Origin of the sequence: [Clostridium] innocuum, from assembly GCA_012317185.1 — a bacterium.
Lineage (GTDB): Bacteria > Bacillota_I > Bacilli_A > Erysipelotrichales > Erysipelotrichaceae > Clostridium_AQ > Clostridium_AQ innocuum.
In genome coordinates this window covers 4,333,272-4,356,742 of the sequence record CP048838.1, presented here as the reverse complement: position 1 = coordinate 4,356,742, position 23,471 = coordinate 4,333,272, and the positions used below count along the sequence as shown (strand labels likewise).

Sequence of the window (23,471 nt, the reverse complement as noted above, 5' to 3'; positions counted from 1 at the left end):
TCTTCAATTTAAATCCACTAGCCTCAGGGAGGCTAGACAGTGAAAATCATTGCATTTTAAGACGTTTGTAACAAAATCATTTCTTTTCATAACTATTGAATGTTTTGAAAATGAAAAAGCTGTTACAAAATGCGATAAAACGCAATTTTAAGGCGCGAACCTCCCAAGGGTTTCATGTGAGCTTACGGTTCGCGCAAAATAATTCATATAAACAAAACATCTTCTTCAACATTGAAGCTAGGCTTAACTCCTATATGTTCTACTTTATTTTTGTAATTGTTACCTAAATAGTAAAATCTTAAACTATCATGTTCTTTATCAATTAATCCAGTAAGCTTGTGTTTAACCTCTCTGCATTTCGCTTGATCCATAACACATTCAAAAACTGAATTTTGAACCCTTTGACCATAATTCACACATACTTTAGCAACGTTCCTTAATCTTTTTTTACCTGCGCTGTTTTGGGTGTTGACATCATAAGTTATTATAACAAGCATTTCTCATTACTTCCATAAAAACGGTGGATATTCAGGTAAATCACCACGAATTGTTCTAGCAAGTAACAGCGCCTGAACGTAAGGAACCAAACCCCACTCTATCTTTTGATCAAGGAATGGATGCTTTATCGTTTCCTGTTTTTTCTTTTGCCATGAAGACAGAACCGCTTTTCTAGTCATATCATCCATATAAAACAGCGCCACTATCGGTTTTTGTAAATCCATCAGCAGTTACTATATTCATATTTATAAGTGATAAAACAAAACGATCAGCCAGGATTGAGCGTAATTCTTCCATTAAATCTAATGCTAAAGAGGTGCGTCCAGGAAAATCAATATGTAAAAATCCAACATACGGATCTAAACCAACAGATTCAAGCGCTGATGTGACATCCTTTGCTAAAAGTGTATAGGTAAAGGAAAGAAGAGCATTAACATTATCTAACGGAGGTCGTTTATTTCTACCATGAAAATAGAAATCATTTTTCTGTTGGAGAACTAAATCATCAAATACATGGAAGTAACAATTTGCTGCATTGCCTTCGATTCCTCTTAAAGAGTCTGCAGAATCCGCTTTTCTAGCTTCATGTGCAGATAATCTGATCGCTTCAGCTGCTGTTTTGATTTTTTCAACATCTATTCTCATACCATAATCTCGTTTGGCACGAAGTAATATATTTCTGGAATTGATTAGCTTTGCTGTTATCATGTTTTTTGCATATGCAAGACGTTTGTCGCTTGATTCAGATATTCTGAATTGTTCTTTCCGCAACAGGACGTTTCCACGTTCCTCTCCAACAACTCTAGCAAGAAATCTTCCATGCATCGTCATAAATGTTAACGATATTCCCATATCTGCACATTTACCCATAAGAGCAGGACTTACGCCTGTAAAACCAAATCCAACAATCCCTTCAATGTTATGTAAGGGAAACCTCGACACAGATTTATCTTCTTTTGTGGCGATAATGTTTTCACCATCCAATGATAAATAAGTCCTAGGTGTTGTTATATACAATGTGTTCAAAAGTTTTTTCATATACCTTTATCTCCTAAATATTTATCAAAGTATTTATCAACAGAAGGATTTTGATTCAGTTTAGGAAGACAGATATCTTTTAAAGAACATGCATTGCATTTTTTAGATATTTTTACTTTAGGAGTATATTGCTTTAAATACAGTTTATGCATTTCTTCACAAAATGCTTTGACTGTACTGCGCATGTCAGAAGAAAATAACACTTCAGTTCTTCGTCTTGTTTCTCCATAAAATAGACAGCCCTTTTCAATCTTACACAAAAGCATTTCTTCTAAACACATTGCCTGTGCACATAACTGTAAGTCATCAGCTTGATATTGTTTAGGCTCTCCTCTTTTATATTCAATAGGAACAGGGAGATAGCGCTTAGAATCTTTTGAAATAGAAATGCCTTCTTCTGATGGATGAAATTCTACAATATCACAATTACCACTAATACCCATAGTCCTTGAAAATACAGAGAGTCCTCTACGAATGAGTATTCCATTTCTTGTTTCAGAGAATGCACCATTATGTGCATTCTCATGAAAAATCTGACCATCTATCGTACGGTAATTCTCTGCCCACTGTTGTTCAATATGTATGAGTGCCCATTGACGGCGGCAAAACGCAAAATGTTGTATACCTGAAAGCATTAAAAATTCGTCTTCACTATATTCCATCATAAATTTCTGGTTCTAGACCTTCTAATGGAGATAACGTGATTGTGAAATCTTCAAAGCAATTTGGCGTATCCACATCATTTTTTACCTCAACCTTTAAAGAATTGTGTACTTTAGCTGAACTGTATTGTCCTGCTAAACAATTATGCTTCCACCAATATACCTTACAAACTTCCATGCTTCCTTCCGGTCTAGCACTGGATGCATCGTTCATGAACAGGGAACATAAAGCTTCTTTGATTTTCTCAGCATCCTCTTCACTGAAGCCTGTTTTTTCTGCCAGCTGGTGATTGATGCTTCCTTTACATACATATAAACCAAAATCAACACGGTGCTTCATTCCCATAGTGTCAGAGGAACGCTTTTCGGATGGCTCACTATTTACACTCTTTGTTATCTGCATATCGGTTGTTACAACTGGATTGATACTTTCTGCAGTTCTTATAGAAACAGGACCTCTTACACCTACAGAAACATTATTCGCTTTAAATGCGAAGACCTGCCCAAATGCTCTGACATCAGTCCATTGTTTACAGGCAGCTGAAGCATAAGCTTCACGATCCTTTAAAACCGCTTTTAATTCCTTATTATTGGAAGCACGTTCACTTAAGCTCTTGAATCCATCATTGCTTCTTTCATCAGATTGGACGAAGATATTTTCTCCCATATCCTGCAGACGGTTTCTAATTTTCCGTTTCATGCATACGTCAGATACTTCTCCAAATCCCTTAAAATCAATTCTAGGTTGATTGCCAGAAAGTGGATCACCATTCGGGTTAGCTTTGTTAACTGTGAAAATAACTGCGAAATCTACTTTGTTTGTGAATGTTGTCATAATTTAGACTCCTCCTTTTGTTTATTTTTTTCTTTTCTTTCAGTATTGATTCGTTTGATTTCATTTCTCTGACAATCAAAACCAATGACAAAATATGCATTTAAGTTTTGGATGTGTTCTACAGCTTCTATATCCATTTCTGTATATAACTCTTCCATTAAGTCCTGTTTCATTGAAAGAAGATAATCACATTTTCTCCCTAGTTTCTCAACATAAGGTCTGATTTTTTTATCAATCGTAGTGAGCGTTACAAACGGATGCTCTTGAAATGGTGCGTATAAACGCATTGCATTTGTTGGACGATCTTCCTTTTGAATGTTTAAAGCATATTGTTCAATTGCATCATATATTGCAAGAATTCTTCCTAATAAATAGGGGATATTTGATTTAGCTAATTTTTTGTTTTCCATAATATTCACACTCCAATTCACTCCTTCTCTATCGTAACAGTATTTTTTGAATACTGCACACAGTATACCGATACATTTATTCCAGTTATACTTCGTATTCGTTGACATGGTCTTTATCTGATTGTTAAGTCGAATGATAAAATCATCCGGAATGGGTTTCCCTTCAGAAATACATGGCAGTAAGCGTCCCATCTGCAGCGTCATCAACTGATCATCTACTTCAAAGAATGCACCACGTAATGTCCCATATGCACAAGAAATGATTTCTCTGGGAATTGGGGTCATTACATCGCTCATATAATCAGCTTTTGAGTATTGAGGCCAGCTACAATATGTAAACCAGTTCTGTAGATGTTTGTAGTATGTAGAAGCATCTATTTCCTGATAGTAGGTTATTGAAAATCTACCAATCGTAGCAGCATCCATCGCCATGATGACGATGTTATCATTATGATCGCTGATATTCTTCCTATAACCGTCAATTGCTTTATTTACACGTTGTGCGAAATCTTCTTCTGTATCTACTTTGTCCGGTAAAGCAGGAAATAAGCTTTCGTCTAATGCGAATGCCGTCATAATGTTATCACAGTGTGCATTCCATACCAAAATCGTTTGTCCATTTTGCTTATATGCCTGTTTTTGTATCAACCATCGCAAAGCATTATGAATTTTCTGAGATGTTTCATATCCGATGGAAATCGCTTCTTTTTTAGAAACGAATCTGCCGCGATATGTAAAACCGTTTGCATCATTAGTAGAAATTAACTTAGCTTTATCTTTTCCTTGACGAAGTTTAGCGGGATGTTTTTCTGTGCAATACATCATTTTACCAGTTATATAGCAGAGATCCTCGTCGGTATGTTGACTGGTATAGAAATTGTGGTAGGCATCGAATAACATTTTGTCACACCATGGTTCAACAATTCGTTTTTGTTTACCTCTGATTTTAAAGCGGACAAAAGCTTCTGTTTGAACAACTGTTTTCTGGATTTTATATTTCTTATCCAATTGTTCTCCATCCAATTTTAAGATATCGCAGGAGATCAAGTCAAAAAGCAGTGTTCCTTGTTCGAGATATTGATAGATTGGCACAAGACTTGTGTGTGTGTAAGAAGAATCAACCCATTGCCTTAAAAGGTTTTGATGTGCAAGAACATGCGGATCATTTCGTTTGCCAGTATATTCTGCATAATCTTTTGAGATATAAATTAGCTTATCGTGTAAAGGATGAGGCGTAATACCGCTTGATCTACTCGCTGAATCCTCAGTCACAGGAATGACAGTGACAGCATCATCATTAGGAATTTCTATTGCATGGATAAACTTTCCATTTTCGTCCAAAACAACTTCGATCTGTGCTTTTGTAGTAAGATGGCTTAGCGGTAATAACATCCCTGTTTCACTTTCCTCACCTACTTCACTCTGACATATATCATAGGTTTCTAGTAATTTACTCGCCCAACTCATGCAATTCACCTCCTTCCTCTTGATCAACACTCTTAAAATTAATATCTTTTTCAAATCTCTTGATATCACCGGTCCCTACAATACGCCTGATTGCACATTGTTCAGGACGAATGAATGTAATAATACCTTTCTTCATAACCGGTGTCCAAAAAGTCGCAATCAACTTATCTTTTTCTTCTTCACAAACCCATTCATCAGGGTAGATAAATCCATGTACCATAGTGCTGAATGGTATTATGGTATGGTCATCATAAAAACCTTTTCCTTCACCAAATTCACATGGTTCTACATACGCTTGACATTCACGTGTACCAAGAAATACATCCCTGCGTCCACCACGATTTACCATGCGCTTTGCGATTAACCAATGCTTATTCTCATTGCGATCTTGTTCTAATTCTTCATGGTGGAGATTCCATTCAAAGTGTGCTTTTACCTGATATTCAACATCTGTTAAATAGGTGTAGTAGGAGAGAGTATTGCCTCCGTGGTAATTGATTGGTCGTATACCTTGTGTTGTGAATTGAATCTCATTCATAATGCGAACTTCATCAATAATCCAGCTGATTGTTGGCTTAAAGTAAATACTTTTAACAACTCCCTTTAATGCTTCATATGTTGGGATTTGATAAGAAAACTTCTCCCCAGATACACGATTGAGAGGATCTGAAAAAAGAGTATATTTACTTTTTACGCTAAATGTGATTTCGTTTTTCTTTTGCATTTTTTCACCTTCTTTCTAATGAATTTATTATAAATACAATATGATGTTTGAAAAACATCATATTGTATTTAAAATCTAAATCAATTTGAAGAGCACATAGATGAGTGCAATGACTAAGCAATTTATAATCCTTAAGGTTATATTCATAAAACCTTTATGTAGCAACACATAGGCATCATCTTCATCTCTCATTTTATAAAGTTTTTTCATGGATTACGGTTCACACCTCCTAACTTCGAATAAAACTCTTTGAATACTAGATATCGTAGATCTTATATCCTTTCAGCTTTATATACACAAATAAGAAGATGTAAATTTTATTGTAATAAAATTTAAAAGGTGCTTCGTGTTTTCATAAATGTGCAGTTATTTATTATATTTTCTTTGACTTATTAAATTATTGACCATATAATAAGTACGTCAGTTAAAACTGTGGATCTAAATTTATTTGCGTATTTATGAATTGATGTTTAAGGGAAAGGCTAAATGCCTTTTTTCTATTTACACAAACATATCCTCCAACTCCTTCCTAACCTCCAACCCTGTATCCTTATTATAAAACCCATCCCTCAAAACCAGCATGCCGTTAAACTCAAGCTTATAAATCATATCTTCCTTCTCCAGCTCCTTATACTTGTGTTCATAAACATTCACCATAAAGCGCTGTGTCTTATCAAGCAGTGCATACTTTTCTGCATTGCTAATGGAACTATTCAGCTGATTAATCAATTTCTCGCCATCTTTGTACGGAACCAAAACACCAATACTCTGAGAATCAATCATTTCAAATTTTTCTCCCGCACTCTTTAATGCGTGCCCCAGACAAGGATGAGCAAGATCATCAGATTCATTTTTACTCCCTATTCGCGAAAATAGATCAAATAAGGAAACTTTACGATTCTCAATCTTTGTTGAATATTCCGTATCCTGTCTGCGATCAAACAAATAGGAATCATAATACTGACGTATGAAGGGGAGTGTTAAAAGCTCATCCACACGGTTTCCCTCTTTGGAAGCATGTAGTTGTGATAATAAAATATCTGTTTCATTCTGTCCTTTTCTTACATCCTTAAGTTTTTCGATATGTTCTTCATTGGAATTGATGAGATAGACAGTCCCTAACTCTGAATTTTTACCATTTCTATTGCATCTGCCAGCAGCCTGAAGAATACTATCAAGTCCGCATAGGGAACGTATGACAACATCACAATCTATATCGACTCCTGCTTCGATCAGATTAGTCGCTATACACAACACAGTATCTTTTTGTTCCATATGCTCTTTTAAATCCTCCAATGTAAGATGGCGATGCTCCGGACACATGCTAGTAGATAAATGATATAGATGAAGTCCGTCTATTTCATGATGCTGCTCACAAGCTCGATATAAATTTAGTGCCTCTGCTTTTGTATTGACAATCACCAGCATGCTGCAGCCGGGCTGCAGCTTTTGAAATATAAAATCTGATAAATCAGCAATTGAATAGCCGCCCCTGCGACAGGCATCTTCTATATGGACACGCTTAAATTGTTCCTGCATTTCCTTTGTCTGTTTTACAATTTCAGATTCTGAAGCCAACTTGATAGGATAGGTGGTAGTTTCCAATAATGGCTGTGTTGCCGTACATAATACCACCGTAGTATTACAATTATAAGCAAGAAAGTTCATCATTTCATTAAACATCGATATTGTTTGAACTGGTATTTTCTGAGCTTCATCTATAATGAGTACAGAGTCGGCTAACTGATGAAACCTGCGTACATCCGTTGTTCGATCTTTAAACATCACATCGAACAGACGAACTGCTGTCGTCAAAATTACGGGCTTATTCCAGGAAGAACTATAGTAATCATAATCTGTATATTGAGATGGGATAATATTGGAATGATGCTCCAAAACAAGATCTTCATTGAAAAATTGCTTCATCACTTCCGCATTTTGTTCTAATATGGTCTTAAAGGGTGCAACATAAATGATATGCTTCTTATGGTATTTTTTCGCATGATGCAGAGCATAACGAAGTGATGCGAGTGTTTTACCTGAGCCAGTTGGACAGGACAGACGATAAATACCAGGAGAATGGCTGCTAAATGCTTTACACTGATCAGAGATACTGGCGCGCAATTCATTGATTGGATTGAAAGAGGAATTTGCAGTTATCTCAGCTAAATGACTCTCAAGCTTATCTGTTGCTGCTTGCCATATAGTATCTTCTGTATAAACGATTGTTTTTGTTTGTTCCATGAAGTTGCGGGTATCTTCACGATCTCCATGAATTAGTAAAGACATAAGAAGTCGTTGTAAAGCTCCAATATAAAAATAATAGTCCTTCGCATCTTTCACTGTTCTCTGCTTCATGAAATTAGCAAGATAGACTGAAATTTCCTTATGCGCTGCACGGAAAAGCTTTTCCAATTCCTCTGTTGAAATAAAGTCATTCATAAAGGTAGTAATGTGGTTCATGTCTAATGATTTTTCCGGATAACACCGACTGCGCAAAGCATTATCACCATGCACATTTATGAAATCACATAATCCATGATGAGAAACAATTGCATTTGCAAACATGAGTTTTACCAGGCACTCACTCATATTATTATAAAATCTGCACGCCTCAAGCAGAATCTGCGCACCAGCTGAAGAATGATTAACCTTGGGAAGAAATATATTTTCCATTGCTGCTTTTGTTATGTATTTCTGAAATTCCTTGGAAGCCTTGCCGCAGTCATGCAAAAAAGCAATCAGCTTCATGCAATTTGTCAGACCTCTAGCAGCAGCGTATTCTTTAATCGCTGTAAAGGTATTAACACTATGCTCCTGTAATGACTGCATTTCCTGTTTATTATTTATATGTGCCAATATGTTCATACTCCCACCCCTGTCCATTAAATAATAGCGCTTACATAAAGACGTGTCAATATCAATGTTTCATTGAATAAATTGATAACTGAGGTATAATGTAAGAGAATGTTAAAAATAACCTGTAATTATGGAGGTAATTAGATATGTTAATATACGAAGGGACAAAATATGATTTCAGAATGGATATGGACCTTGATAAAATACCTCATCTTTTAGAGGAGAAGCTTTATGAGCATATGCACATCCATACGAGTAAAAAAGAAGTGATGTCATGGAAAAATTCACTTCAATATATGTATAAGGTATTAAATGATTCGCATATACCGGATGCTTGTGGAGTAGCTATTGAATACAATATTCCCAAAACGAATAAGCGTGTAGATTTTATCATGTCTGGATATGATCATAACGGAAAAGCAAGTGCTATTATCATTGAGTTAAAGCAATGGGAACGTGTGGAAACGGTATTTAACCGCGATGATTTGATAAATACCGAGGTGATGACAGCGTTGGGGAAGGGGGTACACCGTGTTGTTCATCCTTGTTATCAGGCCTGGTCCTATGTGCAGCATATGAATGATTATATTGAGGAAGTAGGCAAAAAGGACATACAGCTGTATCCCTGTGCATATCTTCATAATTATGATTTAGAGAAAGAGCAAAATATCATAAATCCAATTTATAATGCATGTATTGAAAAATCACCATTATTCACTCAGGGAGAGATTCCAAGACTGCGGGAATTTATCAAAAAGCATTTAAAACAAGGTGATCATAAGGAGGTACTGTATCTAATAGAAAATGGTAGAATTCGACCCTCCAAGAGTCTTCAGGACTGCATTTCTTCTATGCTGGATGGAAATCAGGAATTTACAATGCTGGATACACAGAAAGTGGTCTTTGAAGAAATACTTTATATGGCCAGATTATGTCAAAAGGATAAAAGAAAACGGGTAATGATTGCAAAAGGCGGCTCAGGAACAGGGAAGTCCGTGATTGCTGTAAATGCGATGGTGAATCTGCTGAAGGAAGACATGTTTGGACAATATATAACAAAGAATGCGGCTCCACGCAACGTGTATATAGATAGACTTGCCGGGAAAATGAAGAAAAACAAAATCAAATCACTGTTCGCTGCACCGGATAAATTTTATCAGCAGCAACCAAATGATTATGATTTTTTGATTGTGGATGAAGCGCATAGATTACGAGAAAAATCAGGTATGTTTCAAAAAGGTGAAAACCAGATACAGGAGCTGATAAGTTCATCACTCTTTACCGTTTTCTTTATCGATTCCTATCAGCGTGTTCATTTTCGTGATTTTGGAAGTATCTCCGAGTTTCAAAAACAGGCACAGCTACAAAATGCAGAGGTTATACAATATGAATTACATTCACAGTTTCGCTGTAACGGATCGGATGGATATCTTGCCTGGATAAGAAATATGCTGCAGCTGGAAGAAACAGCAAATTTCAATTTCAAGGATATCAGCTTTGATTTTCGTGTCATTGATGATCCAAATGAATTAAGAGCTATGATTTGTGAAAAAAATGATGAATCAGGGAAAGCCAGAATATTGGCGGGATACTGCTGGGAGTGGGAAAAAGCCGGCAGAAGTGATCCGAATCACGATGACATTGTAATTGGTGATTTCAAAATGAGCTGGAATCTGGATGCTGGTGATCCATATGCAATAAGTCAGGGATCTGTTCATCAAGTAGGGTGCATTCATACTACACAGGGGCTTGAATTTGATTATGTAGGAGTTATTATTGGTGAAGATCTTCGCTATGAAAACAATGAGCTTGTGACTGACTACAGGCAGAGAGCGAAAACGGATTCTTCTGTAAAGGGGCTGAAAAAGCTGTATCGTGAGAATCCGGAGAAGGCAAAACATATTGAACGACAGATTATACTGAATACGTATTACACGTTGATGACAAGAGGGATGAAGGGGTGCTATATCTATTGCTGTGATTCAGAACTGCAAAAGTACATCAAAATGTCAATAGCAGATGCATAGTCAAAAAGGGTGAAGCAATTTCAAGCATCACCCTTTCTCATTCTTGATACTGTTTACTAACAGTCTTATCCTTTCTTCATTTCTGCTACAGTATCCTGTAAGCTATACCTGCAATGGCCCTCTCTTCCGACTACCGTTTCCGCAGCGTCCAGAGAGCTTTGTATCGCTTCCTCACAGGCTTCGATGCCAGCACGGAAAACCTTGTCAATCTGCTGCTCATGAAGAATAGTTTGCGATATAAATGAGCAATCAGCGGAATGAGGAATTTTATTTGCTGTGGAAAAGGCAATCGCAATATCGCCACTGCCATTTCCTAGATGTGAACCAAGGCGGGCGAGTGCCACCGGCATACGTTTGCATACACGCTTCAGCTGTCTATCTGACATAGGTATATCTGTTGCCAGGATTATTATAATACTGCCCTGCTCCACCTGTTCCTTCACAGAATCATGAAAGGATACGTTTTCCTTGATATAATCATTCTTTAATCCGAAATTAGATAAGACGAGAAGCCCCACCGTATATTCTTCTCCATTTAATTCCAGCACTCTTGACGCGGAACCGATACCTCCCTTCATTTCGAAGCAACTCATACCGCGACCTGCTCCCACAGCCCCAAGTGCAAAATCCTTCCCTGCATCCGCAATCGCCTCATATACATTTGACTCCTGAATGCTGCATGCCCGTATATCATTCAGATATCCGTCATTGCATTCCCCAACCACTACATTCACAGTGCCGCTCGTCGTACCGATTTCCGGATGATCCTGCAGCATATAGCGCACCAATGCCTGCTGAACAGTCCCCACACACAGCGTATTTGTCAATGCGATCGGACTTTCCAGTACACCAAGCTCCTCCAGCTGTATCAATCCGCCGGTCTTTCCAAAGCCATTGATCACATGGCATGAAGCTGTCAGCTTCTCACGAAAAATATCACCCTCTGTCGGCAGGATTACCGTAACACCGGTCTGTACGTTACCCGCCGCTATTGTTTTATGTCCGACACGGACACCTTTAACATCCGTTATCTTATTTCTATAACCCTTTTTCATATACTCACCTCGCATTATAAGGATATCACATGCAGCATACTGTTTAACATTTATTTATGAAAAAGAATGAAACACACCGTCTTCTTATTTTTTCACCCCTCTATATCTATAGGCGAAGGGTAGAAAATATGCTATGATATAACAATACAGAAAGGGGAGATACCAATGCAGGAAAAGGGTATATTACAGGGAAATCTGACAAAGGCATTGCTGCGCATGGCTGTACCGCTGTTCGTGCTGAATCTGGTCAACTCCCTCTACAATATCATTGATACCTTCTGGGTCGGACAGCTTGGTGAGCTTCAGGTTGGCGCCGTTTCGCTTGTCGGTCCTATTATGTGGTGTGCACAAAGTGTTGCCATGGGGCTTAGTGCGGCTGCGATTGCTTTACTATCCACGCGGCTTGGGGCCAATCAAAAGGGGGACGCCTGTCGTTTCGCTACTGCTCTTCTATACTTTGCGATAGGCTTTGCCATTGTACTGAGCATAGGAACACTGCTTCTGCTGCATCCGATTCTAAGCTGGCTGGATACCCCGAAGGAAATTTATGATACCAGTTATCAATATCTGCTCGGAATTTCCTTTGACTATATCGGCCTTCTTATGCTGAACCTCTATATGGCAATGCGACAGAGTGCGGGGGACAGCCGATCCGGTGTAAAGCTGAATATGTGCGCTTCCCTGCTGAATGCTATTCTGGATCCGATATTCATTTTTGTTTTTCACTTCGGTATCCTTGGTGCTGCGATTGCCACGGTTGTATCCAAGCTGGTTATGGTACCGATTGCATGGCGGCGTCTGCATGATAAAGCCTTTCCTGTACATATCGATTTTCGGGCATATCCGTTTCATGCAGCGGATGGAAAAATCATACTGAAGCTTTGTATACCTGCCGCAAGCGGCCAGTTTCTTGAAAATCTGGGCTTTGTCATCATGAACAAATATATCGTCTACTATGGTGCTGTTGCCATATCGGCATACGGTGTCGGCGCAAAAATGGTGACGCTTGCCTATATTCCCGTCATGTCGATTGGAGCTGTACTGGCAACCTTTGTCGGTCAGAATCTGGGAGCCGGCAATACAGAGCGTGCACGAAAGGCATTTCATACAGCGATGAAGCTGTCAACACTTTTCTCATCTACTCTGACCATTATCGGAATGCTCGTAATCACACCGTTTATACATTTGTTTGTACCAAACGCATCTACGCAGCTTATGGAGCTAACACAGGAATATGCATTCTTTGCCTTGCTGTGCGGTGTTTTCATGGGATGGTATATCAACCTGAATGATGGTGTGTTCAATGGCTCCGGTCATACGAATTATACCTTTATCTTATCCATGATGCGTCTTTGGGCATTTCGCATTCCGATGATTCTGCTGTTTCATCGCTTTACGAGCCTTGGCATTACAGGAATATGGCTGGCAATGCTGCTCAGCAATATCTTTGAATGTATACTGGCACAAGCCATTTATCTCAGACATCGCTGGGAGCACTCCGCGATTCTTACAGAAACAGAAAGGATACAGCCTTCAGAAGAAACTGTAAAAGAAATATAAAGGGCACCCATGCAACAGCAGGGTGCCTGATTTATATTACACAGCGCGATACTGCTGTGGGAAGTTATCGGATAAAGTTTTCCTCACGGTATCCCAGAAACAGGATACATGCGATTGCTTCTGCAATTTCTATGAATTTTTTCATGGTAGCGTCCCTCCTGTCTTACACCTATAGTATACCGGAAGCACTTTACTTCGTCGTGTGAATTTACTTACACTTTGCTTACAATCCTGTTAGCTGAATGACAGGCTAATCGTTTATTTCGTTCTGTATAACGTCGCATACAGACAACATCATATTCTGATTTTATTGTTAAGCAAATACCAGTAATCATACTGTTCCTTACATCCTATATAAAATCCTGTGCATTTCATTCAGAATCAGAAAAGCAACATGAGTATCCGCAGCCATTCTCCTTTTACATAGCTGCCGTGGTTGTTGTTTCATTTGATTAAGGCTGAAAACAGGTAAGCAAAAAAAGCGCCTCTTGGCGCCTATTGCAATGAAAAAGGAAAGATGTCAAATCTGATGTTCAGGCATGATATCCAAAGAATGCCAAACAGAGTGCAGTGCCAATCCAGCTCAACAGCTTTTTCATCTCCATCTCCTCCTTTTTTCTATCTGCATTATATCGTATGCACACTGGTTTGTCGTGTGTTTCTGCTTACAGCAAGATTACAGTTTTGTAATATTTCCTGCAGACTGTCTTTGCGTTTCCATACGTTATCCCGTATAATAGGTAGGAAAGCTGAAACATATAGGTGATAAACATGAAATTTGAAGATTATAAGCTGGATGCCTCCATCTGTGAGGCTCTGCATACACTGGGCTATCAAAGTCCGCTGCCGGTACAGGAGGCTGTCATACCGCTCATGCTGGAAAAGAAGGATATTCTGGTGAAATCCAGAACCGGAAGCGGAAAGACCGCATCCTTTGCGATACCTATCATACAGGACCTGATCTGGGAGGAACGCTCACCTCAGGCTTTGGTACTGAGTCCGACCAGAGAGCTTGCCCTGCAGATCAAGGGAGAATTTGATAACATCGGTGCCTATAAGCGCATTAAGACGGCTGCCGTATTCGGGAAACAGCCCTTCCGTTTTCAGGCACAGGATGTAAAGCAGCGGACCCATGTTGTCGCAGGAACACCGGGAAGAGTGCTTGACCATCTGGAGCAGGGAACCCTTCGAACAGATAAAATCCGCTATATCATTATCGATGAAGCGGATGAAATGCTGAATATGGGGTTTATTGAAACTGTCCAGAAGATATTCTTTCGTCTTCCAAAAAACGCGTCTGTCTGCATGTTCTCCGCAACACTGCCACAGGAAATACAGGAGCTTGCACATGACTTTCTGAAGCAGGCGGAAGTTGTGGAAATCGAGTCGCAGACCTCCGTCAGTGAGCAGATGCATCATTATGCATACCGTTTGAAGGAACACGAAAAGCCGCAGGCACTGCTGAAGCTGTTATGCAGGGAGCTTCCCGAATCCTGTATCATCTTCGCAAAGACACAGGAGCATGTTCGCGAAATATGCCGTATGCTGTATGATAAGGGCATCAGTGTCGATCAGCTGCACGGCGGTATGCTGCAGGAGGACCGGCTGGAAAATATGAAGGACTTTCGTTTAGGGAAGCTTCGTATTTTAACCGCTACGGATGTTGCCGCAAGAGGCATTGATATACAGGATGTTACGCATATTATCAATTACGATATGCCAAATAAAAAAGAGACCTACATACACCGTATCGGCCGTTCTGCAAGACTGGATCGAAGCGGTACCGCGATATCCTTTGTTTCACAATATGATGATTTCCGCCTTCAGGAGCTGGAAGAATATCTGGGGAATGCACTGGAGTTTCATGACAGCAGTGAGCTTGAAGCTGTTATTGCGGACGCTGAGACATTGAGAAAGCTGGGAACTCCGAAATCTCAAAAAGAGGAAAAAGGGAAGGAACTGCGCAAGGATATGATGAAGCTGTATCTTGGCGGAGGGAAGACAAAGAAAATCCGCCCCGGGGATATCGTTGGTGCCATTTGCGAAATAGAAGGGGTCTGCGGGGATGATATCGGCGTCATCCAGGTACAGGATTATCAGTCCTATGTGGATATACTGCATGGTAAGGGCTTGCAGGTGCTGCGTGCGCTGCGTCAGAAAACCATCAAGGGCAAAAAGCTGAAGGTGGAGCGCGCAAAGGAGTAGTCATACAGCTGTCACAAATTGTAAAAAAATGTAAAAAGGTACTTCCGGATTCAAACCATACAGAGTATACTTATACTATAATACACAGGAGGTATGATTATGCTTGATAAAAAAGTATCCGAATTGCTGAATGATCAGATTAACAAGGAGCTGTACTCCGCATATCTGTATCTTGATTTCTCTCTCTATTATCAGGAGCAGGGGCTGGATGGCTTTGCCAACTGGTACATGATTCAGACGCAGGAGGAACGCGATCATGCAATGCTGCTTCTGCAGTATTTGCAGAATAACGGGGAACACATCACACTGAAACAGGTGGATAAGCCGGATAAAGTATGCGGTGCCTTAAGGGATCCGCTGGAATTTGCGTTGGAGCATGAGCGCTATGTAACCAGCCTGATTCATACAATTTATGATGCTGCACATGAGGTGAAGGACTATCGCACGATGCAGTTTCTGGACTGGTTTGTAAAGGAACAGGGTGAGGAAGAAAAGAATGCAGAGGATATGGTGAAGAAATTCGAATTATTCGGCACAGATCCTAAGAGTCTGTACATGCTGGATAATGAAATGGCTGGCCGTGCATACAGCGCGCCTTCTCTGGTATTATAAGAGAAACACACAGTTGTCTGTAAGAGATGATTCTTTTACAGACATTTTTGTATTCTTGCATCATGCCGCTCTGTCTACTGGTAATATGCCTGTTTTCTGTAATTATTCAGGTAGACTTTATTAAATTTGTATAAATTTAGCATAAGCTATTGACCGTTCCCCTGGGGACTGCTGTACAATAGCCTCAAACATGAGGTGATAGAATATGAGAATTCAGGAGATTGCGGATACAACCGGATTAAGTAAAAAAGCAATCAATCTGTATGAGAAAAAGGGATTGCTGCAGGTTATACGGGATGAGAACGGCTATCGCTGCTACACACAGGAGCATGTCCGTATTCTAATGCGGATAAAAATATTGCGAAGAATGGATGTTTCGCTTGCGGATATCGAACAACTGCTGCAGGAGAAAAATATGCAGCTGCTGGATATGCAGAAGGAACAGCTGGAGAAAAAGCTTGCGCAGTGTGAGCTGCAAAATCTTTATATGCAAAGAATTGCAGCCTTACTGGAGAAAGAACATACAGAGCTGCTTCAGTCTGCGGATCGGGAAATGGAGGAAGCATGGGAAGAGGTTCAGGAACCGCAGCCCGATAAGCGTAATGTTTCTTCATTTATTGTTGTGGAGGTCATGCTTGCGACGCTTCTGCTTGATAATGGAAATATGTTATATGCCGTGATTGGTGCCATGCTGCTAGTTCATGTGTTTTATGTTATTGGGAAAGCTTCCTCCTGTCTGGAAAGTCCACTGGACTATTTGCTTTATATGGGGATACGGAGGGTACGTACCCTGTATACAAAAAGGAGAGTGTGCAATGAAACAGATCACACTGAATAAGGTAGGCTATGCCTATGATACGGAATGGATTTTAGAGGATTTGAACCTCACGATACAGCAGGGAGACGGGTGTATACTGCTGACCGGGAAAAACGGAGCAGGAAAGAGTACGCTGTTAAATGTGGTCTGCGGATTTCTGCCGCCGGATTACGGGAACCTTTCACGTGGTGGAATGACAATGGGATATCTGCCATATGAACATCCTCTGTATCGCCATTTAACCGTATTGGAAAATCTGCGATATTTTTACCGCTGCTTTCATGGCAAAAATCTGGATGTGCAGGACGCAGCTGTACAGGAGGTTCTGCAGGCACTGTCGATTGATTATCTAAACCAGCGCATGGACCAGTGCAGCTCCGGACAGGAACAGAAGGCGGGTATTGCCTGTATTCTGCTCAGCAATGCGGATATGATTATCATGGATGAGCCGTTTGTTGCCATAGATGCGAAAAGCAGTGAAGGTCTGTGTGAGCTGATTTCAAAAAAGTGTGAGAACACGGTATTCCTGATTACCAGTCATACCTCATCCGGCATTTTGCCTGTTGTAAATCGGCTGCTGGCACTGGATGGTCACCATCTGGTTCTGGATACGAAAGACCATAGGAAAATCATGCAATATTTCCAGCCGGAGGAGGATGCTGTATGATTCGCTATGAGCTGCTTCGTATGCTTCGCAACCGAAAATGGAAGTATCTGATTCCTGCCGCTTTGCTTGCCTATATCTACATCAGTGGGGTAAGCAGCTTAACGGTGACAGAGGGCAGTATATATCAGGATCAGCAGATACAGGCTGCAGCATGCTTGGTATCCTTTCTGTTTCTCAGCATTGTTTATCAGATTGCATGGGAAGAAGAACCACCGCTTTCCTGGCAGGTGCTCCTGGCTTTTCCCCTTACCTGCCGTAAAAGCTATCTCTGCAAATTGTGTATACTATTGCTGTTCCAGCTCCTTGCCGCTGCTATCGGTATTGGTGTTTATGCAGTGATACAGAAAACAATCACATCGCCTTTTCTCACCTTTCTGCTCTGTATACAGCTGCTGTATCTGACAGGCTTTCTTTACGGCTGCTATAAAACCTCACAGGGCTATCTGGCAGCCATGGGGACCATCACGATTATCAATGTTACGAAGCGACTTGTTCCTGTTTTTATCATCTTCTGTATGTTGAATGGTAAAGCGTGGAGTGCGGCGTTTGCCATTCTGTGGCCGTTGATATTGCTGTTCTGTCTGAGTGTCATCATCGGATTATGGATTCTCCTTCCGGTATGCATGCGGCGTAAGCTGCATCAGGAAATGGTTTTGAGCAAGCTGTTCCCCAATCTGAAATTCACTCCGGGACAGCTGATGCTGATGCAATACCGGAAGGGTGCAGATCGGCTTTTGCAATTTATCTTTCGCAAATGTGACACACACAGCAGTTCCTACTGGAAGAGGTGCGCTGTTATTGAGGTAAGCATAAAGCTACATGTCTTCTCTTTTGCATTGCTTCTCTTTTTCCTGACATGGTTCATGATAAGCCTGAATTTACTGATACTGATGGCAGCTGTGATATGTCTGCTTCATGTAATATACTGTCTTTGCTTGGAAAGCAGAACAATGCATGCTGTCTGCATAAAGGATACCGGGCATATGCAGAGAAAGAGGAGCTGAACTACACACAATAGCGGGAGTAGGTATAATGTGTTAACTGTAATCAGCTCCTGCTTTGTGCAATAGATTTAACCGTCAAAATCCATGACCGTATTATTGTCAATTTCCGGTTCTTATTTACCTTGTTTTTCATCAAAGACAAAAGGATTAGTTTCATCCTTGGTGATGCACTGATTCCTTTTTGCTCTCATGATGATACGGACTGTCCATTTAAAAAGAATTGATGGCACTGTTTTTCGTATAGAAAACACTGCATGTAAAACAGCCCAAGAAATAAAACCAGACAGGGATATTCTATGGTTAATCATATTGCTGAAAATGATGAATCCTGTCTGTCAGGTCTATTTTGTTATCCCGACGGCTATACTGCTGTGAAATAAACACGCCTCAATATTGCACGCTCTCATTTCTTCCCTTGTTTATATGATCTCTTATATAACGGTTTTCCTTATGATATGTCCGCATAGCATAATGGCGGTGTACTTTCGTCATTCTCCTGCTGCTTCTGTATTGACATCCACTATTATTTTAGCTATGATATACATGTGTTAGTTAAACGTTTACGTAAAGGAGGTGTCGATGTGGAACAGCATAAATATAATATTATTGATATCGCACGTCTGGCGCAGGTGTCCACCGCTACAGTTTCCCGTGTGCTGCATGAAAAGGGCGGTTATTCCAAGGAAACGGAGACCCGTGTGCGCAGAGTCATTGCGGAATGCGGTTTTCAGCTTAATAAAAATGCACAGGGCTTGCGGACGCAGAAAAGCAGGAATATCGGTGTTATCGTGCCGGATATCACCAATGAATTTTTTGCGAGAATCATCCGTTACCTGGAACTGTTCTTTCTCAAACATCAGTATTCTGTTTTGATATGTGATTCCCATGAGGATATTGAAATCGAACAGCTGCATATCCGCAATCTGAAGGAGCAGCAGGTAGAGGGTATCATTTATATCTCAGGAAGGAATGCAAATCCGATACAGGAATCCGCATTTTCCATACCGATCGTCTATATTGACCGAAAGCCGGAGGATGTGCACATCTTTGTACATTCCGATAATCGGCAGGGAGGATATCTTGCTGCCAGAGAATTGATAGAAAAGCAGTGCCGCAGCATTCTGTTTTTAAGAGATCAGAAGAAAGCGTCAACGATTCGGCAGAGAAGAAGCGGCTACCTGGAAGCGCTGGAAGAAGCGGGGATAGCGTTTCAGGAATCCTGGGAAATCATGACGAAAAGCGATTATGCCAGTGTATTCAAAACAGTCACTAACCTGCTTATGCAGAAAGGCTGCTTCTTTGACGGCGTGTTTGCGACCAATGACAATATGGCACTGGCCTGTCTGCACGCATTGCATGCACAGCATATTCAGGTTCCCGATCAGGTGAAAATCGTCGGCTTTGACAATGTCTCCATTTCACAGTTCTGTCACCCGGCACTGACTACGATTACACAAAATACAGAGCTGATGGCGGAGGCGGCAGGAGACGCGCTGTTGAAGCGGATTCATCATGAGCTGGATAAGCAGGAATTTATCATACCGGTTTCTCTTTGTGTAAGGGAATCAACCTGAGCTCACGTAGGTGAGCTTTAAAAAAAGAGGATACGTAAACGTTTACTTGAAGGAGGATATACGTATGAAGCCTATGTTCAGTCCGTCTCTCATGTGTATGGATTTATTGAAAATCAGAGAACAGATTCAAATTCTGAATATGCGTGCGGATTTTTATCATATTGACATTATGGATGGTCATTTCGTAAAGAATATTACATTATCTCCGGATTTTGTCAAAGCAGTAGCCCGCGTCAGCAGGGTACCGCTGGACTGTCATTTAATGGTTACGCATCCGGATGACTATATCACCATGCTTGCCCAGGCAGGAGCCACCTTTCTTTCGCCGCATGCAGAAACCATCAACACGGATGCCTTTCGTATTCTTCATAAGATTCATGAGCTTGGATGCAGGACCGGTATTGTTTTGAACCCGGCAACTCCCCTGTCCTATATCCGGCATTATCTTCATTTACTTGACAAAATCACCATTATGAGTGTTGATCCGGGCTTTGCCGGACAGGCTTTTATTCGCGAAATGCTGGATAAGATAAAAGAAGCGAAGGCGCTTAAGCTGCAGCATGGCTATCGGTATCTAATCGAAGTGGATGGCTCTTGCAATGCAGCAACCTTTCAGGAGCTGCGTCAGGCAGGGGTGGAAGTATTCATCGTGGGAAATTCCGGTCTGTTTCAGCTGGACGATAATTTGCATGCGGCATGGGAAAAAATGCTTGCGCAGTTTCATGGGGAAATAGATAAAACTCAGCATTTGCGAAAACAGCCATAGAGGCAGACTGTCATAAAGTCTGCATGCAGGCAAAATAAGCAGAGGCATCCATGTAAAATGGGAGCTTCTGCTTATTCTGTAGTATCATTTATAAAGTCATTTACAGCTTTGTCTTGCACAGATATGTATGCTGTGAAAAATGAATGAGCGCAATGTCATATATACAGCATCATGACAGCAGCACCTTTCCATAGCCATCTATAAGCATGTTTCTTTCTGATATCCATACGTATCTCTATCGCTGTGGGAACTGAAAATCCTGCAATGCCGTATTCATAAAATCATGAAACGGCTTCATTGCCTGAAACAGGGTGCAGGCTAGTGTGAGAAACTTCTCGCGGTCTTCCACCTCATTATCCATGAGCGGATATTCAAGACACCAGCTTTTGTGGCAGAGATAGGAGGCCATGCTGTGGTCAGGATCATACCCCTTGGGAACACGCTTTAGCTTTGTCCCTGTAATTGTGAAGTGATCCTTAAACGAAGGAGCTTCGATAATGGCGGAAAACTCTTCCGGCTTTGCGGCAATCGCATCACGCATCATGGCTGTTGCGTCCTTGAACATATCCGCGAACAATCCTCCTCCCAGAAAGCTTTGATTATCCGGCATTAGATGAACATAATATCCAACCGGTATGGGAAGCTTCCCCTTTGCGGAAATATGTGCGCGAAATGCAGGCAGATACGGAGTTTTATCCTTACTGAAACGGGTGTCGCGCACCTGCTTGAAGGTCAGCTCTTTTGGCGCAAAGCCGCTAATAGAGGGGTCAAAGCGTACTATGCGTTCCATCAGATCCTGTAAAAGCTCCTCGAACTCAGCTTCTGCTTCCTTCCGCAGATCCTTGTGACTTTGAAACCAGTCCCGCTGGTTGTTTTTCTGTAGCTGGCGCAAGTATTCCATCATAATAGACATATCAGGCCACCTCCTTTGCATTCTGTACCTTTTTCATGACCTCAGAATCCACCAGCTCCCTTAACAGCTGTTTGGCGTCCATTGTACAGCGAAAGGCAGGCAGCTGATCGAAGCTGTCCATAATCTCCTCCAGCTCCTCCATATGATCACAGAATTCATTCAGAATCCGCTTATCCAGTGTTTTCAGTCTGCTGTATTCCAGATTCTGCGGCTCAAGACGGTGTGTCATAACTGCGTAGGGAATCCGCTTATCACACTGACAGAATCCATTGGATACTGCTCCGCAATAGGTGCTTAAAAAAGAAGCCATGCGCTTTCTTGCCCGAGATAAGCGCTGCCGGTATGCTTCCGGAGTCATATCCAGAATTTCTGCGGCACTTTTGCTGTCAATGTGAAACATAGTCCCGAGAATGTAAATGCAGCGATCCTGCGGCTTCAGGCACTGCAGCATGACATTGGTACAGGAGAGCTTCAGCTCTCTTGCGGCCTCCTCCCTCGTACATCCCGTCAGGGCTTCTTCTTCATCCGGCACATAGCTTGCCCGCAGATCATTTGCATAAAAATCAAAATCCAGGGGATGCGCTGCGAACATGCTTCTTTTTACATCCATCAGATAATTCACAGCGATACGATACACCCAGGTTTGAAATCTGCTTTCTTTGCGAAAGGTGGAAATACTGGTCATAACCTTAATGAGGATTTCCTGAGCGGCATCCTGTGCATCCGCTATGGTTCCCAGCATACGCAGTGACAGATTGAATACCATATCCTGTATTTCTGTCAGAACCTCCTCCAGTGCAAGGCGATCCCCCTGAACCGCCTGATCAATTCGTTTGTTTAATTCCTCCTGCTGCATAATATCAGCCTCCTTTACTCTTCCTATAATTAGACGGAAGTGTGTGCACATTGTGACAAATTCTTACTCTTAGTGTAAAAGTATTCTGGAGAATGTCAAGCAGTCCATAGTCACATCTTATATCAGCCATACATTACAGGTTATAAAATTACGTAGTTTAAAGAATATCGACTGCTTTATACAAATATAGCAGAGTAGCCGGCATAGATATTGGTGTCGATAATCTGACAGCGATTGCGTTTACGAGCGGACACCGCCCTGTGCTAAGAAATGAAATAAAGGCAGTCAATCAATTCTATAACAAACAGAGTGCACATTACCGCTCACTGCTAAGAATCGAAAAAGAAGGATAGCAAAGGGATCCATCAAACAAAACGAATGAAACGTATCAGCGAAAAGCGAAATCGACGTGTAAGGGATATCCTGCACAAAGCATCAAGAAAAATAATAGATCTATGTGTGGAGGAAGGAATCGAAGTTATAGTCGTAGGAAATCATGCGGGTTGGAAGAAGCGTATCCATATGGGGAAGAAGAACAATCAGACATTTGTGCAGATACCGTTTCGTACGCTGATCGAAATGATCAAATACAAAGGAGAAGCGGCAGGGATCAGAGTCGTGGTCTGTGAAGAAGCAATACAATCGAAGGCTAGTTCCATTGACGAGGATCAAATACCAGTCTATGGAAACGATGTAACGCATACCTTCACAGGAAAAAGAATCAAGCGGGGATTGTACAGAAGCAAAAACGGCATTCTAATGAATGCCGATATCGACGGAGCAAGCAATATCATACGAAAAGTATATCCATGTATGCCAAAGCGAGAGCGATGGAGTAGAGGTACTGTGAACGTACCAGTTACGTGTATCTGAACACGAACAAAAAGTTTTGATGAATGTGCAAGCATTCATTAGAAGCCGC

Annotated in this window: 19 protein-coding genes and 1 pseudogene; 10 read left to right on the top strand and 10 right to left on the bottom strand. The window is 40.9% G+C overall.

Features of this window, described 5'->3' with window-relative positions:
* Positions 1-203: 203 nt before the first annotated feature.
* The 7 genes and pseudogenes from cas2 to G4D54_21280 all read right to left on the bottom strand — a co-directional run bounded on the left by cas2 (position 204) and on the right by G4D54_21280 (position 8,502).
* Positions 204-497 (bottom strand): CRISPR-associated endonuclease Cas2, encoded by a 294-nt coding sequence (gene cas2 / locus G4D54_21310; protein QJA04789.1) that lies wholly within the window; start codon positions 495-497, stop codon positions 204-206.
* A 6-nt stretch (positions 498-503) separates the two neighbouring features.
* Positions 504-1,536 (bottom strand): annotated as a pseudogene (gene cas1c, locus G4D54_21305) (type I-C CRISPR-associated endonuclease Cas1).
* Positions 1,533-2,198, bottom strand: a complete 666-nt coding sequence (cas4, locus tag G4D54_21300) for a CRISPR-associated protein Cas4 (GenBank protein ID QJA04788.1) — start codon at positions 2,196-2,198, stop codon at positions 1,533-1,535. Before cas4 ends, cas1c begins: the two are co-directional and overlap by 4 nt.
* Positions 2,188-3,033 (bottom strand): type I-C CRISPR-associated protein Cas7/Csd2, encoded by an 846-nt coding sequence (gene cas7c / locus G4D54_21295; protein ID QJA04787.1) that lies wholly within the window; start codon positions 3,031-3,033, stop codon positions 2,188-2,190. The genes cas4 and cas7c overlap by 11 nt, the downstream gene beginning before the upstream one ends.
* The gene (cas8c, locus tag G4D54_21290) at positions 3,030-4,910 is read right to left on the bottom strand and encodes a type I-C CRISPR-associated protein Cas8c/Csd1 (protein ID QJA04786.1); all 1,881 of its coding nucleotides are present in this window, start codon (positions 4,908-4,910) and stop codon (positions 3,030-3,032) included. The genes cas7c and cas8c overlap by 4 nt, the downstream gene beginning before the upstream one ends.
* Complete coding sequence (cas5c, locus tag G4D54_21285) at positions 4,894-5,634, bottom strand: type I-C CRISPR-associated protein Cas5 (GenBank protein QJA04785.1); 741 nt, start codon at positions 5,632-5,634, stop codon at positions 4,894-4,896. Before cas5c ends, cas8c begins: the two co-directional genes overlap by 17 nt.
* 501 nt (positions 5,635-6,135) lie before the next feature.
* Entirely contained in the window at positions 6,136-8,502 is a 2,367-nt protein-coding gene (locus tag G4D54_21280) for a CRISPR-associated helicase/endonuclease Cas3 (protein QJA04784.1), read from the bottom strand.
* Positions 8,503-8,639: 137 nt separating this feature from the next.
* Here G4D54_21280 and G4D54_21275 point away from each other — a divergent pair, with 137 nt between their 5' ends.
* Positions 8,640-10,520 (top strand): DUF2075 domain-containing protein, encoded by a 1,881-nt coding sequence (locus tag G4D54_21275; protein ID QJA04783.1) that lies wholly within the window; start codon positions 8,640-8,642, stop codon positions 10,518-10,520.
* Between the two features lie 65 nt (positions 10,521-10,585).
* Here the strand turns inward: G4D54_21275 and G4D54_21270 are convergent, their stop codons facing one another.
* Positions 10,586-11,575, bottom strand: coding sequence for a P1 family peptidase (locus G4D54_21270; GenBank protein QJA04782.1), 990 nt, complete (start codon positions 11,573-11,575; stop codon positions 10,586-10,588).
* Between the two features lie 165 nt (positions 11,576-11,740).
* Between G4D54_21270 and G4D54_21265 the strand changes: the two genes are divergently transcribed.
* The 8 genes from G4D54_21265 to G4D54_21230 all read left to right on the top strand — a co-directional run bounded on the left by G4D54_21265 (position 11,741) and on the right by G4D54_21230 (position 20,780).
* Positions 11,741-13,135, top strand: a complete 1,395-nt coding sequence (locus G4D54_21265; protein ID QJA04781.1) for an MATE family efflux transporter — start codon at positions 11,741-11,743, stop codon at positions 13,133-13,135.
* A 771-nt stretch (positions 13,136-13,906) separates the two neighbouring features.
* Entirely contained in the window at positions 13,907-15,340 is a 1,434-nt protein-coding gene (locus G4D54_21260; GenBank protein QJA04780.1) for a DEAD/DEAH box helicase, read from the top strand.
* Between the two features lie 99 nt (positions 15,341-15,439).
* Positions 15,440-15,952, top strand: coding sequence for a ferritin (locus tag G4D54_21255; protein QJA04779.1), 513 nt, complete (start codon positions 15,440-15,442; stop codon positions 15,950-15,952).
* A 205-nt stretch (positions 15,953-16,157) separates the two neighbouring features.
* Complete coding sequence (locus tag G4D54_21250; protein QJA04778.1) at positions 16,158-16,790, top strand: MerR family transcriptional regulator; 633 nt, start codon at positions 16,158-16,160, stop codon at positions 16,788-16,790.
* Positions 16,768-17,436, top strand: a complete 669-nt coding sequence (locus tag G4D54_21245) for an ABC transporter ATP-binding protein (GenBank protein ID QJA04777.1) — start codon at positions 16,768-16,770, stop codon at positions 17,434-17,436. The genes G4D54_21250 and G4D54_21245 overlap by 23 nt, the downstream gene beginning before the upstream one ends.
* Positions 17,433-18,440 (top strand): hypothetical protein, encoded by a 1,008-nt coding sequence (locus G4D54_21240; GenBank protein QJA04776.1) that lies wholly within the window; start codon positions 17,433-17,435, stop codon positions 18,438-18,440. Before G4D54_21245 ends, G4D54_21240 begins: the two co-directional genes overlap by 4 nt.
* Positions 18,441-19,021: 581 nt before the next feature.
* Positions 19,022-20,014 carry a LacI family transcriptional regulator gene (locus G4D54_21235; GenBank protein ID QJA04775.1) on the top strand — a complete coding sequence of 331 codons (993 nt, stop codon included), beginning with the start codon at positions 19,022-19,024 and terminating at the stop codon, positions 20,012-20,014.
* A 64-nt stretch (positions 20,015-20,078) separates the two neighbouring features.
* The gene (locus G4D54_21230) at positions 20,079-20,780 is read left to right on the top strand and encodes a ribulose-phosphate 3-epimerase (GenBank protein ID QJA04774.1); all 702 of its coding nucleotides are present in this window, start codon (positions 20,079-20,081) and stop codon (positions 20,778-20,780) included.
* A gap of 235 nt (positions 20,781-21,015) precedes the next feature.
* Here the strand turns inward: G4D54_21230 and G4D54_21225 are convergent, their stop codons facing one another.
* Both G4D54_21225 and G4D54_21220 read right to left on the bottom strand, forming a co-directional pair.
* Positions 21,016-21,693: a DUF2461 domain-containing protein gene (locus tag G4D54_21225; protein ID QJA04773.1), complete on the bottom strand. Its 678-nt coding sequence runs from the start codon at positions 21,691-21,693 to the stop codon at positions 21,016-21,018.
* A gap of 1 nt (position 21,694) precedes the next feature.
* A complete protein-coding gene (locus tag G4D54_21220) occupies positions 21,695-22,549 on the bottom strand; it encodes an RNA polymerase sigma factor (protein QJA04772.1) in 855 nt (284 codons plus the stop codon).
* Between the two features lie 378 nt (positions 22,550-22,927).
* Between G4D54_21220 and tnpB the strand changes: the two genes are divergently transcribed.
* A complete protein-coding gene (gene tnpB, locus G4D54_21215; GenBank protein ID QJA05258.1) occupies positions 22,928-23,422 on the top strand; it encodes an IS200/IS605 family element transposase accessory protein TnpB in 495 nt (164 codons plus the stop codon).
* The last annotated feature ends 49 nt before the right edge of the window (positions 23,423-23,471 follow it).

What these genes read in the sequence shown, in the direction of transcription:
- tnpB (QJA05258.1), top strand. Translation starts at nt 22,928, where the DNA reads ATGAAACGTATCAGCGAAAAGCGAAATCGACGTGTAAGGGATATCCTG.
- G4D54_21275 (QJA04783.1), top strand. Translation starts at nt 8,640, where the DNA reads ATGTTAATATACGAAGGGACAAAATATGATTTCAGAATGGATATGGAC.
- G4D54_21220 (QJA04772.1), bottom strand. Translation starts at nt 22,549, where the DNA reads ATGCAGCAGGAGGAATTAAACAAACGAATTGATCAGGCGGTTCAGGGG.
- G4D54_21250 (QJA04778.1), top strand. Translation starts at nt 16,158, where the DNA reads ATGAGAATTCAGGAGATTGCGGATACAACCGGATTAAGTAAAAAAGCA.
- cas2 (QJA04789.1), bottom strand. Translation starts at nt 497, where the DNA reads ATGCTTGTTATAATAACTTATGATGTCAACACCCAAAACAGCGCAGGT.
- G4D54_21270 (QJA04782.1), bottom strand. Translation starts at nt 11,575, where the DNA reads ATGAAAAAGGGTTATAGAAATAAGATAACGGATGTTAAAGGTGTCCGT.
- cas8c (QJA04786.1), bottom strand. Translation starts at nt 4,910, where the DNA reads ATGAGTTGGGCGAGTAAATTACTAGAAACCTATGATATATGTCAGAGT.
- G4D54_21240 (QJA04776.1), top strand. Translation starts at nt 17,433, where the DNA reads ATGATTCGCTATGAGCTGCTTCGTATGCTTCGCAACCGAAAATGGAAG.
- cas5c (QJA04785.1), bottom strand. Translation starts at nt 5,634, where the DNA reads ATGCAAAAGAAAAACGAAATCACATTTAGCGTAAAAAGTAAATATACT.
- G4D54_21260 (QJA04780.1), top strand. Translation starts at nt 13,907, where the DNA reads ATGAAATTTGAAGATTATAAGCTGGATGCCTCCATCTGTGAGGCTCTG.
- cas4 (QJA04788.1), bottom strand. Translation starts at nt 2,198, where the DNA reads ATGGAATATAGTGAAGACGAATTTTTAATGCTTTCAGGTATACAACAT.
- G4D54_21230 (QJA04774.1), top strand. Translation starts at nt 20,079, where the DNA reads ATGAAGCCTATGTTCAGTCCGTCTCTCATGTGTATGGATTTATTGAAA.
- G4D54_21245 (QJA04777.1), top strand. Translation starts at nt 16,768, where the DNA reads ATGAAACAGATCACACTGAATAAGGTAGGCTATGCCTATGATACGGAA.
- G4D54_21255 (QJA04779.1), top strand. Translation starts at nt 15,440, where the DNA reads ATGCTTGATAAAAAAGTATCCGAATTGCTGAATGATCAGATTAACAAG.
- cas7c (QJA04787.1), bottom strand. Translation starts at nt 3,033, where the DNA reads ATGACAACATTCACAAACAAAGTAGATTTCGCAGTTATTTTCACAGTT.
- G4D54_21280 (QJA04784.1), bottom strand. Translation starts at nt 8,502, where the DNA reads ATGAACATATTGGCACATATAAATAATAAACAGGAAATGCAGTCATTA.
- G4D54_21265 (QJA04781.1), top strand. Translation starts at nt 11,741, where the DNA reads ATGCAGGAAAAGGGTATATTACAGGGAAATCTGACAAAGGCATTGCTG.
- G4D54_21225 (QJA04773.1), bottom strand. Translation starts at nt 21,693, where the DNA reads ATGTCTATTATGATGGAATACTTGCGCCAGCTACAGAAAAACAACCAG.